The organism is Butyrivibrio sp. (assembly GCF_024699075.1).
Genome location: NZ_JAILQF010000224.1, coordinates 1 through 10,351, shown reverse-complemented (window position 1 = coordinate 10,351; position 10,351 = coordinate 1). Strand labels below are relative to the sequence as shown.

Sequence of the window (10,351 nt, the reverse complement as noted above, 5' to 3'; positions counted from 1 at the left end):
TTGCCGGAGAAGAAAAAAAATCTGAAATTGTTACAAATAATGAACTCGTACTAATACAGAAAAATATTTTTGATATCCTTCAAGATACAGATCTTAGTATAGATAATAAGATTTCTTTAATAAAAAAATATCTAAATGGCGAAAACGTAACTGATGTTTCTAAGACCACCTGCAAAGACAGCTGCAGTATAAATACAGATTCACTAAACAGTCTTATAAGGATTGCAGAATTTGCTAAAGGCCAGTATTATACAATGTCAGATTACTGTGAAGCTTTTTTAAGGCTTGCAAAAGGAAGCGACGTTCATGTTCAGGATGCATTAAAAGCAGGTAAAGAAAAACTTCACGCCATGTTCCCTGATCTTGATCTTTGGATCTGCAAAATGTTTGTAAATGATATCTTCTACAGCCAGTTCCCTTTTATGGACAAAGATATGTCTATGTCACAGGCAGGGCTGCTTTTGGAGTACGAGATAAAATTATTGCAGGTTCTTCTTTACTCTAATGTAGACAATATTACATGCAAAGACGACCTTGTAGATCTTTGCATGTACTTTTTCAGAATGGCTGACTTTACACCATTTTCTCATAACGTCATAGTTCTTCTTGGAAGATGAACTACATAATATACTATTTTTCAAAAAGGGTAATGAATCAGCCAAAGCCGGTCCATTACCCTTTAATATAGTTCTTATTTACTCGATCACAAACTCTGCTGCTATTTCATATGTATCAGTTGATGAACTGTCTTTAACATTATTAACTGTCATTATAATTCTGTAAGTTCCTGCCAAAAGGCTTCCATACTGCTGCTCCCAGTTAAGTTCATATAATGTATTATCTCCTACTGTTATTGAAGACTTGCTATCTTCAAAGGCATCTTCATCCTGCACTTTTACTGCCACCCAGTAAGATCCATCATACTTTTCAAGTCTATACTTATCAGAAACTTCAATAGTTCCTATAATATCTGCACCAGTCTGAATCCATACAAGCCTTGCTCCTTTGGAGGAAGGGCTGCTTACTTTAAGAGAAAGTCCAAGCTTTGGAATTTCAGCTTCATATATATCAGCTTGTGATGCTTCATTTGCATCATCCTGAGCTGCTTCATATGTATCTTCCTGAGCTACTCCTTCAATATCGGATTGAGTAGCTTCATTAGCTGCCATTTCCGGTTCATAGGCCTCATCCTTAGTACTATCTGTTTCATACATGGCTTCGGATTCTTCCTCTTGTGCTTCTTCTGTTTCGCCAACTTCTTCATATGACTGTGCAGTCTCTTCAAAAGCCTGCTCAGATGTACTGCTTTCATAAGACGGCTTAACGCCAAAATCCAGAACATTTATAGCTGCAAATCCCAAAATACATGCTGCAGCTATAGCTACTATGCTCCATATTCTTTTCCTAAATTTGCGTCTTGAACCTGATATTTCTACGACCTTTGGGGCATTATCAAGATCTTCAGAAAGAACTTCCTGTATGTATTTGTCTTCAATGTCACTCATAGCTCTAAGCAGGTCTTTATTATTTTTAATCATATAGTGACACCTTCTTTCTCAAGATAATCCTTAAGCTTGCCTCGTATTCTAAGCAGGGTCATCTTGACATTACTCTCAGAAAGCTCATACTTATCAGCTATCTCTGCTATGCTATAGCCAAAATAATATCTTCTTATAAACATCTTACGGTTAAGTTCTTTTTGCTCAGACAAAAAATTATTCAGTATCTGCCCAAGTTCTCTGGATTCTTCCGTATTTTTGGCTTTATCATCAGCGATCACTTCTGCAAGTTCATCAAGTAGTACACCCACCTGTGCATTTCCTCTCTTATCAGCATGCATCATATCATATCGATCGAGGGACAGATTTCTTACTATTCTGGACAAAAAAGCAGATAAAACATCCGGCCTTTGCGGAGGAATAGCATTCCATGTCTTAAGGTAGGTATCATTCTCACACTCATCTGCATCTTCTACGCTATGAAGTATGCGCATCGAAATACTCTGTAAAAGCCTTCCATATTTAGCTTTGGTATTTACGATCGCATCCTCATTTCTTGCAAAGTACAGGTCGATGATTGCACTGTCTTCCATAAGATTCCCCATAAAATTGTCCCCTCTGATCATAATGACGGAGTATTAGCACCATGCGTCACACGTCGAATCACTTTTGTTTATTATTAAAGCATTTTCCATTACTGCCTTTAATGTCACATACCTTTGTTATTATACATATGCCCGGGACTTATTAAACCTTTTTCCGACGAAATGCATGTTTTATTGGACGAAATACATTTTTCATCTATGTATTTTTATCCATGTATTTTTATCCATGCATTTTTTCATCCATGTAATTATGAACACAGTCTCTTATCTTCTTCATAGATTCCTGAGTTTTGGGATTACGGCTTTCAAAAGAAAGCATCTGTTCTATAAATCCCTGCCTTAATGCTTCCTGAACACTTGCAGGATATACAAGTCCATATACAAGTGATATATGTCCAACCAGATGATCAATAGATGTTACCGTATGACATCTATTAACATTAAGGTGAGCCAGCGAATCTTCCAGAACCTTAGGAGATATATCATCTGTATAAAAAGCTTCCATCGGCATATTATAGATCTCATCCATAGGGAATTCACAATTGACCTTAAGGATATCAACCTTATCCGCATCTCTTAATATCTGAGAGTACATAAGTTCTCTGTCTGTCAGGGCTTTTGGAAGTTCATATACATTATGAAGTCTTATGGCTTTTTCCATAAGCTTATCTTCAGTACTATCCTGTATATAGTCACGAACATGACCATCTGTAAAAAGAATATCCGCGCTAAGAGCAGCATGATTAACGGATTCTGAGTCTATAAAGGTATTATATCTTCTAAGCTGTTCAAATCTTCCTATATCATGAAACATACCAAGAAGCCAGGCGAGGTCTACATCTTCGCTAGAAAGCTTAAGGCTTTTGGCGATCATATCGCAAAGATCGGCAACTCTGTAAGTATGTTCAACCTTAAGCCTAACCTTGGTATCTGTAATATCATAATCAGCTACATATGTAGCAAATACTTCTTTTACGTGTTCTCTGTCAATTATCATCTATTACTCCTTAGCCTTTATAATTCAAACTTCGTACATATAAATATGTTACTTTCCTTGCAATTTGATTACCTTGAGCAGTTAATAAAAACTGATCCGCAAAAAGAAGCACCGGAAGTTTCCAACCGGTGCCCTCAAACTTCTTATAAGATTTTAAAGCATTGAAATATATCCTTCAAGCTTATGGATAAATCGGATGGCCTTAGCTTATGATCAGCTGGATTTACATCAGTCAAGCTTTAAGATAAGCTCTAAAATACGCTTGCCGCAGATTTCCATCTCTTCTCTGCTAAGAAGCTTTTTCTTCTTGGCTGCAAGTATACGCTGTGGGAATCCGTTGGCCATCTTGACATCATTGCCTGCTGCTACTTCCTTGTAGTGCTCACCATGTCCCCACCAGTCTGTGGTAACCATGCCTTTAAAGCCCCACTCATCTCTAAGTATATCTGTAAGAAGCTCATGGCTTTCTGATGCTCTTACACCATTTATAGCATTGTAGGAAGACATGATGGTCCATGGGTCAGACTCTTTGACTACTATCTCGAAAGGCTTTAAGTAAATCTCACGTATTGCTCTTTCTGATGCACGTGAATCACTTTCATTTCTGTTAGTCTCTTTATTGTTTAGAGCAAAGTGCTTGAGAGATACTCCTATCCTATTGGACTGAATACCCTTAACCATAGCTGCTGCCTGCTTACCTGCAAGAAGAGGATCCTCTGAATAATACTCAAAGTTTCTTCCGCAAAGAGGGCTTCTGTGTATGTTAACAGCAGGAGTAAGCCATACTGCAATATTATTCTCTTTGACCTCTTCACCTGCTGCCTTACCAACTTCATATACGATCTCAGGATCCCAGCTGCATGAAAGGAGTGTTGAGCAAGGGAATGCCGTTGTGTGTACTCCAACTTCAGGAAGGATTCTAAGTCCGGCAGGGCCATCAGCTGTCATGACATTAGGAACTCCATAATCAGGAAAGTTACCAAAGCCAAAGGTATTTGCAACACCGGTATTGGGCTGGCCACCAAGAAGATCTGCAAGATCTTCATCCGAAAACTGCTTAATAAATTCATCAAGTGTCATCTTGCCTTCTGCCACTTCTATAAGCTGGTGCTTGGAAGGCTTGGATGTCCACATTGCTCTTGCATCAACATGACGGACTTCAGGCATGAATCCCATGTTCTTGTCCGGATTTTCAGGAAGTTTTGTAGCATTGATGTCTCTAGCCTTACCAGTCTTAAGTTTCTCATACTTACCATTTGCAAGAAGTCTCTTAGGAAGTGATACTGGTGCAAGTCGCTCTGTAAGCTGCTCTGTAACAGTATCTTTAGTAAGTGTAACTTCACTTACGCACAGAAGATTTCTTGAAGATGTTCCAAGGAAAATTCCGTACTCTCCCTTTTCAAGAACATATGCTGACTTTGCAATCTTGCCTTCATCATCATATGATGCCATCTGTGTTACAGGAAATGATATCTTAACAAGCTGTGATTCACCTGGCGCAAGAAGTCTTGTCTTCTTATATCCTGCAAGGACCTTGCTTGGCTTACCGAGCTTACCCTGTGGAGGACAGAAATATACCTGGATTACTTCTCTTCCAGGATATTTACCTGAATTTCTTACACGCGCAGATGCAGTGATATAAGCTTTCTTAACATCCGCTGACTTAAGCTCTACATTATCAGGATCATCTTCAAAGGTGAAAGTAAATTCTGCCTTATCATTATTTATCCTGCTAATATCTTCAACCTTAGCAGCAGGATCTACAACCTGGAATGTTGTATATGAAAGGCCATATCCAAAAGGATATACAACCTTATCAAAAGCTCCCGGTATTGTCTCAAAATATCTGTATCCTACATATATATCTTCTGTATAATTTACATACTTATCAGATTCATGGAATCCTTCTGTAGAAGGATAATCTGTAAGATCCTTGGCAAAAGTATCTGAAAGCTTACCTGAAGGAGTTCCTATTCCGCACAAAAGCTCAGCTTCTGCAAGACCGCCTTCCATGCCTCCCTGCCATGCCATAAGTACGCTCTGAATCTTCTTGTCATCCTTAAACCACTTGGTGTCAACAACTCCGCCAACGTTTAATACTACAACCACTTTGTCAAAAGCCTTTGTAACCTGCCTGACCATAGCTTCTTCAGCCTTGGTAAGATAGAAATCGCCTCTTTCAAAGAGCTTCTCTGACTCTTCTACAAGAGGGCTTACCCAGTCTTCCTTACGGCCTTCTGTTGCCTTGGTTCCTGCAACCTTACGGTCCCAGCCTTCACCTGAAAAACGGCTTATTGAGATAACTGCCACATCAGCTTCAATTGCTGCCCTTGTAAGAAGGTCCTTTGGAAGCTTAGGCTCTTCAAGCATTCCGGGAACTTTACCCTCTTTATACTGCTTCTCAACATTTTCTTTGTAAAAAGAAGCTGTTTCTTCATAAACATCAACACAGTCAGGAAGTGCCTTGAATCCGTCATATATATTATGAACATATGATACGGTAACATCTCCTGATCCGCCGCCACCTTTGACAAAATCAAAGGTTCCTTTTCCAAAAAGAGCTACTCTGCTTCCCTTGGAAAGAGGAAGTACGCTTTCTTCATTTTTAAGAAGAACCATTCCTTCCTTAGCCGCATTCTTAGAAAGCTCGATATGTGCCTTGCTCTCTGTTACCTTCTCCTTGCCCTCATAAAGAGGAAGATTTGGAAGATAAGTAATTCTGTTCCACTTTCCCATGTAACACCTCCATTATTATATAGCGCCTGTCCCAAAGGCTTTTATTCTTCCCAGCCTTCTGTATATCTGAAATGTACGCAGATATTCCTTACAAATTCCCCCTCAGAAAGCTTGATCTCAGCTTCATCTGAAACAGCAGGAAGCTGTGGTGTATCCTCCTCTGTAAGCTCAACTCTGATAAAATCATACATAACTGCCTGCGCATCATCTATGGCCTCATTTATATCTTTTCCCTCAAAAGTGACCTTATCAAGATCCGGGAAAAAACCCTTGAAAGTACCATTCTCTTCTTTAATTACTGATGGATATATAAATGTCATGTCTGTTATTCCTCGCTTCCTATTGCCACTGTCTTTAATGATCAAAACATGACTTTTGTCATTTCTTTCCAAAAGTCATGCATTATTCGCCATTTAATTATAACACAAAGCCTCTATACTGCTTTGTCCTAAGTCATTTTCTAGACCAAAGATAGGCATAGGCCTGTGTCCTTGCAGCAAAAGGCATGGTCTTTAAAAGCTCCCTTACCTCTTCCTTAGTATACCAGCCAGGTTCTATCTCTTCGACGTTTGATGTACTCTTTCTGAATTCGCCTCTTGCAGTGCCTACAACACATACATTAACTTCATTGGAGAAGCCTACTGCGCTGTATGACCTTCCAATATGGTCCTCTATAGTTACAAGCTCAAGTCCTGTTTCTTCCCACAGTTCTCTTTTGGCAGCTTCATCAGCGGTTTCGCCAGGATCTATAAGACCGGCCGGGAAGTTGTATACCCAGGAATCAACTGCAAGTCTGAACTCTTTATTTATAAGTAGTCTTTCATGCTTCTCATCTTCGATAATAAGAACTACTGCATCCGGTTTCTTATTGTGTAAGTCCTCTTCTGTTTTAATATCAGAGTTACGGCTGATAATCTCGTATATTTTCTGATCCTTATCTTCAGTTTCATATTCCAAATCATAGCGTGTAATGAATCTACCTTGTTCAAGTTTTTTGATCGATTTATATTTCATATATAATGTACCCTAATAACACTCTATTTGTTAAACTCGCAAACGCTTGGCTTTTTGCAGCCATCCAAATCAGCTGGTCATTTCACATGGCTCCATATACTATCTGGCGAATGCCTCTTATAAATGCGGGGTCTACGCCGCCATCTATTTGAGACATATACATGATTATAAGATCTTCTTCCGGATCAACACACATATATGTTCCTGCTTCGCCTGTAACTTCAATAGAGCCTGCTGCACCGTTAGATGCCGCCCTTACCGGATCCATGAGAACGTTTACGTAGCATCCATATCCGTAACCTTCTCTTCCAAATTCACCAAGCTGATCATAAGTCAGGTGGTTAGATGTCATGAAATTAAAGGTTCTTCTTCCTATGATTTCTTTTCCATGGAACGATCCCTTATTAAGGAGCATCTGACAGAAATGTTCATAATCTTCCACTGTAGAATAAAGACCTATTCCGCCTGATTCATACCATGGTCTGTCAAAGGGAGCTTCCATCTCAAATCTTGCAAGGGTATTGGCATCCGCTCTTGTAACCTTGCCCTTGGCATCGGGTCTTCCCATCATTACTGCCTGTCTGAAAGCCTTATCTCCGTCTATCATAAAATCAGTCTCTGACATATTAAGAGGAGTAAATACCTCTTTTTTCAAAAATTCAGAAAACTTCGTGCCCGAAATAACCTCAATCACAGCAGCAAGAACATCTGCATTAAGTCCATAGTGAAAAGAGGTTCCAGGATCAAACATGAGAACAGAATCAGCAAACTTATTTGCAATATCAACATTACTCTTTAGAATTCCCGATCTTCTCTGAACACGAGCCTCGCGATAGGCTTTGCTCATAGACTGTCCTGCTTCGCCGTAGTCACCGGGAAGCACAATTCCTGATGTCATATTAATAAGGTCTCTTATTAGTATAGGTCTTGTGGGAGCCTTGAATCCTCCCAAAGATGCAACCTTAATATCAGAAAATGCCGGAAGATATGTGCCTACCTCTTCCATAAGATCAAGTTCGCCCTTCTCATACAGGATCATGGCTGCAAGAGCTGTTATGGGCTTAGTCATGGACATAATACGATAGATACTGTCCTTTCTGTCCATTCCAAAATTATTCTCGTATACTTTTTTACCATTATGTTCTATAAGAATTGTGGCACCGGGAATGCTTGCGGCGCGCTTTTGCATAAAATCATCAAGCCTTGTGAGCTTTCTTATGTTCATTTATATAATTCCTCCAGATTTTTTTCGGGCATGTAAGACAGTTTTTATACATGTTAATAAATACACAGACAGCTGTGTATTTTGAGAAAAGAGATAAATCTTCATGCATAGTTTAAGTTAAATTCGAATGATATGCAATAAAGATTACTATTAAACACGTTCATATTGTAATGCATTTTGTTAAATCTCAAAAAATGACCTGAACACGATAGTTCAGGTCATTTCTTGATTATTTTTTCTTCTTTTTATCTTTTTTCTTATCTTTTTTCTTCTTGTCTTTGAAGAGCTTATCAAGTGTCTGATCGAAGTCATCAGAAGAATCTTTGTCTATGCTTTCTTTACCGCCTGTTTCTTCAAGTACGTTAAGGTCAACAAGAACAGGATGTCCTTCCTTGAAGCTTGTATCTATACGGTCCTCTTCCATGACATCGGACTTTTTAAGTTTAGGAAGAGCATACTTACTTTCAAAATAGAATACTGCCTGCTCGAATTCCTGATTCTTCTCAGCTCTTACCATTTCAAGGTATCCGTGGGTATCGAAACCGTCTTCACTTACCTGAATGATAGCAGCAGCGATGTTGGAACAGTGATCTGCAATTCTTTCAAAATCCGTTCCAATATCAGAAAGGTCGAATCCAAGATCTACTGTACACTTACCCTTACGAAGTCTTCTTACATGACGGCGCTTAACTTCCATATGAAGTCCGTCAATGACTTCTTCCAATGGCTCAACCGACTTGGCAAGTCTTATATCATTATTCTCAAATGACTTGAAGGTTGTTGATACAATCTCTTTAACCGCATTTGAAAATACCTTAACCTCTTCTGTAGCCTTGCTTGAAAATTGTCTTTCATTTTCATGCATTCTCTGGGTTACCTGAGCTATGTTAAGAGCATGATCTGAGATACGCTCAAAATCGCTTATAGTATGAAGAAGCACTGACAATGTATGGTTATCTTCTGGTGCAAGATGATGCTGGCTGACTTTCATGAGATAGGTATCGAGCTGATCTTCATATCTGTCGATCTCTTTTTCCAGATGTTCTACATTCGAAACCTTCTCCATATCGAACTCATCCAGAAGTTCCATTGCCATAAAGAGAGATCTCTCTGCAAGATTCTCCATTGTGATGGTTGCCTTCTTAGCCTGCTCCAAAGCAAATGGAGGATTAGCAAGGAATCGGTCGTCGAGAGTTGTGATTCCGCGGCTCTCTTCCATCTGCTGCTTCTCTTTTTCATCGATAGGAATGGTACGAAGTGCCATTGCAACAAGAATTCCTGAAACAGGTACCATCAATGGAGTTGCTATGAGGTTTACAAGAGTATGGATAATAGCAGGACCTGAGTAGCTTGCAAGATCATCAAGGAATGCAAAGTGTACAAATGCATTGATGAGGTAGAAGCCTACCATAAATGAGCCTGCTTTAATGAAGTTAAAGTACAAGTGCATAAGCGCTGTACGCTTACCATTCTTGCCTGCTCCAACTGATGAAAGAATAGCTGTGATACATGTACCTACTTCGGCACCCATAACAACAGGAATACACATTCCATATGTCATCATTCCTTCACCTGCAAAGGTCTGAACTACACCGATTGTTCCTGCAGATGACTGGATTATCATTGTAAATGCCACACCGATAATAAATCCGATAATAGGATTTGAGAAACTTCTAAGGAAGTTCTGGAATTCTACACTTTCCTTAAGAGGTGCAACTGCATCTGACATCATGTTCATACCGAACATAAGAACTGAAAATCCAAGAAGGACTGTTCCTATATTTTTCTTCTTCTCAGATTTAGAGAACATTAGGAAGACAATGCCGATAAGTGCAAGGAAAGGTGTAAAAGAAGTTGGTTTTAAAAGATTAGTAAAGAAGTTACCACCTTCGATTCCGTTTAGAGACAGAATCCAGGCAGTTACTGTAGTACCAAGATTGGCACCGAGTATAACGTTAACAGCCTGCGACAGCTGCATGATTCCTGAATTAACAAGACCTACAACCATAACGGTTGAAGCTGAAGATGACTGAACAAGAGCCGTGATCCCTATACCAAAAAAGTAGGCTATCCATCTTCTGGACGTTACCTTGGCAAGAGCGCTTTCAAGCTTGCCTCCTGCTGCCTTGGTAAGGCCTCCGCTCATGATATTCATTCCATAAAGGAACATTGCCAGTCCGCCGATAATACCGGCGATTAGTTCAAATATTTCTGTAATATCCATTTGATCTCCGTTGTGACCTTATCTCTGGCCACCTGTTATTTTATCCCCTTC

The 10,351-nt window shown here is 39.4% G+C and carries 9 protein-coding genes; 1 reads left to right on the top strand and 8 read right to left on the bottom strand.

Annotation, left to right across the window (positions count from 1 at the left end):
- On the top strand, positions 1-617 hold a 617-nt coding region (locus K6G87_RS08970; RefSeq protein WP_296836084.1), incomplete at its 5' end, for a hypothetical protein.
- A 78-nt stretch (positions 618-695) separates the two neighbouring features.
- Here the strand turns inward: K6G87_RS08970 and K6G87_RS08965 are convergent.
- From K6G87_RS08965 to K6G87_RS08930, 8 genes are all read right to left on the bottom strand, one after another.
- Entirely contained in the window at positions 696-1,538 is an 843-nt protein-coding gene (locus K6G87_RS08965) for an immunoglobulin-like domain-containing protein (protein ID WP_296836082.1), read from the bottom strand.
- Positions 1,535-2,104: an RNA polymerase sigma factor gene (locus tag K6G87_RS08960; RefSeq protein WP_296836079.1), complete on the bottom strand. Its 570-nt coding sequence runs from the start codon at positions 2,102-2,104 to the stop codon at positions 1,535-1,537. The genes K6G87_RS08965 and K6G87_RS08960 overlap by 4 nt, the downstream gene beginning before the upstream one ends.
- A 220-nt stretch (positions 2,105-2,324) precedes the next feature.
- Complete coding sequence (locus K6G87_RS08955) at positions 2,325-3,101, bottom strand: HD domain-containing protein (RefSeq protein WP_296836076.1); 777 nt, start codon at positions 3,099-3,101, stop codon at positions 2,325-2,327.
- A gap of 228 nt (positions 3,102-3,329) precedes the next feature.
- Entirely contained in the window at positions 3,330-5,837 is a 2,508-nt protein-coding gene (locus K6G87_RS08950; RefSeq protein WP_296836074.1) for a glycoside hydrolase family 3 protein, read from the bottom strand.
- A 41-nt stretch (positions 5,838-5,878) separates the two neighbouring features.
- The gene (locus tag K6G87_RS08945) at positions 5,879-6,157 is read right to left on the bottom strand and encodes a type II toxin-antitoxin system HicB family antitoxin (protein ID WP_296836071.1); all 279 of its coding nucleotides are present in this window, start codon (positions 6,155-6,157) and stop codon (positions 5,879-5,881) included.
- Between the two features lie 133 nt (positions 6,158-6,290).
- Positions 6,291-6,851, bottom strand: a complete 561-nt coding sequence (locus tag K6G87_RS08940; RefSeq protein ID WP_296836068.1) for an NUDIX hydrolase — start codon at positions 6,849-6,851, stop codon at positions 6,291-6,293.
- 82 nt (positions 6,852-6,933) lie between these two features.
- The gene (locus K6G87_RS08935; protein ID WP_296836066.1) at positions 6,934-8,076 is read right to left on the bottom strand and encodes a serine hydrolase domain-containing protein; all 1,143 of its coding nucleotides are present in this window, start codon (positions 8,074-8,076) and stop codon (positions 6,934-6,936) included.
- A gap of 229 nt (positions 8,077-8,305) precedes the next feature.
- On the bottom strand, positions 8,306-10,300 hold the full coding sequence (locus K6G87_RS08930; RefSeq protein ID WP_296836064.1) for a Na/Pi cotransporter family protein: 1,995 nt from the start codon (positions 10,298-10,300) through the stop codon (positions 8,306-8,308).
- Positions 10,301-10,351: the final 51 nt, after the last annotated feature.

Excerpts from the sequence above, each read along its gene's own strand:
- K6G87_RS08965 (WP_296836082.1), bottom strand. The coding sequence starts at position 1,538 with ATGATTAAAAATAATAAAGACCTGCTTAGAGCTATGAGTGACATTGAA.
- K6G87_RS08960 (WP_296836079.1), bottom strand. The coding sequence starts at position 2,104 with ATGGGGAATCTTATGGAAGACAGTGCAATCATCGACCTGTACTTTGCA.
- K6G87_RS08955 (WP_296836076.1), bottom strand. The coding sequence starts at position 3,101 with ATGATAATTGACAGAGAACACGTAAAAGAAGTATTTGCTACATATGTA.
- K6G87_RS08950 (WP_296836074.1), bottom strand. The coding sequence starts at position 5,837 with ATGGGAAAGTGGAACAGAATTACTTATCTTCCAAATCTTCCTCTTTAT.
- K6G87_RS08945 (WP_296836071.1), bottom strand. The coding sequence starts at position 6,157 with ATGACATTTATATATCCATCAGTAATTAAAGAAGAGAATGGTACTTTC.
- K6G87_RS08940 (WP_296836068.1), bottom strand. The coding sequence starts at position 6,851 with ATGAAATATAAATCGATCAAAAAACTTGAACAAGGTAGATTCATTACA.
- K6G87_RS08935 (WP_296836066.1), bottom strand. The coding sequence starts at position 8,076 with ATGAACATAAGAAAGCTCACAAGGCTTGATGATTTTATGCAAAAGCGC.
- K6G87_RS08930 (WP_296836064.1), bottom strand. The coding sequence starts at position 10,300 with ATGGATATTACAGAAATATTTGAACTAATCGCCGGTATTATCGGCGGA.